The organism is Microcoleus sp. POL10_C6, assembly GCF_036701585.1.
GTDB lineage: Bacteria > Cyanobacteriota > Cyanobacteriia > Cyanobacteriales > Microcoleaceae > Microcoleus.
In genome coordinates this window covers 1-1,124 of record NZ_JAUBRB010000147.1, presented here as the reverse complement: position 1 = coordinate 1,124, position 1,124 = coordinate 1, and the positions used below count along the sequence as shown (strand labels likewise).

The window sequence follows — 1,124 nt, the reverse complement described above, 5'->3', positions numbered from 1 at the left end:
GCTTGACCTCTGTTTCTACATGGTAATTGATGACTTAATTCTCTGCAGTCTTCAGGGTTTTTTACCCTTAAATTTTTCTAGGTGTCTATGACGCAGTGGCACCACTCCGATTCCATCCCGAACTCGTTTGTTAAACGCTGCGGTGGCGAAGATACTTGGCGGGTCACTGCCTGATAAAATAGCTCGATGCCTGGGATTTTATTTTACAATATACAGCCTCTTTCTGAGCTTCAGATAGGGGCTTTGTTGTTTTTGCTGATTAAGTTGCCCTACCTGTTATATCATGTCCGGTCGATTAACCATGATTAAACTTTTGCCTCCGGCCACCAATAGAAATGAGTCAAACCACTGATTAACTGTTTGAGATTTAACAGTTTTCGACATCGCTCAAATAAAACTGCTTCTAATTCATCTAAGTTTTTAAAACAGCGATTGGCTATCGGTTCATTTGTCAGTGGCCACAGTCTTTCTGCTGGTTGGACTTGGGGCGAGTGTGAAGGCAGACAATACAAATGTATGCCGTCGGGGATTTTCACGCTTTCACTTAAATGCCATCCGGCTCCGTCTACGACTAAAACGACTCTTTTTTTCGGTCCTACTTTCCAATGTCTGGCAAAATCTTCTAAAACTCGCTCGAAAAGCTGGCTGTTGACAAATGGCAGTATCCACCAATATGTTTCTCCTGAACTCGGATGCACAAAACCATATAACCACAACCATTGAAACCGCCAATTAACAACAGCGGTGGCATTACTAAACTCATCCACCCATTCCCGCCTCAAAACAGGTTTCAATCAAGCAACGATGTTCGTCCATTGACCAGACTTCTACGTCGCTTGAAGGGTTCTCCTTCTTGATTTTCAAGACGAACCGACGCAGATTTTTTTTTCCATTCCTCTTGTTCGAGGAGATCTGATTCCTGATGTTCTGGACGAGGAACTCTCAATCGAAACTTCATGGACTTGAGATATTCCCACCCTCTTTGACGACCGACTTTTTCACCCTTGAGTTCACTCATCCAGTCGGCCACTTTACGACCATTCCACAGGGAGCGTGTCACTTTTGCGATGAGTATAAATACTCAGAAATACTAGGGCAGAGGTTTTGAGCTATTGTTGGGCAAA

Annotated in this window: 2 protein-coding genes and 1 rRNA gene; 1 reads left to right on the top strand and 2 read right to left on the bottom strand. The window is 43.6% G+C overall.

The window, feature by feature from the left end; translation table 11 throughout:
• Positions 1-77 precede the first annotated feature (77 nt).
• Positions 78-195 (top strand): 5S ribosomal RNA (gene rrf, locus QUA34_RS30050).
• A 110-nt stretch (positions 196-305) separates the two neighbouring features.
• Here rrf and QUA34_RS30045 read toward each other — a convergent pair.
• Positions 306-767 carry a transposase gene (locus QUA34_RS30045; protein WP_333391165.1) on the bottom strand — a complete coding sequence of 154 codons (462 nt, stop codon included), beginning with the start codon at positions 765-767 and terminating at the stop codon, positions 306-308.
• A gap of 23 nt (positions 768-790) precedes the next feature.
• Positions 791-1,060: a winged helix-turn-helix domain-containing protein gene (locus QUA34_RS30040; RefSeq protein ID WP_333332884.1), complete on the bottom strand. Its 270-nt coding sequence runs from the start codon at positions 1,058-1,060 to the stop codon at positions 791-793.
• Positions 1,061-1,124 lie beyond the last annotated feature (64 nt).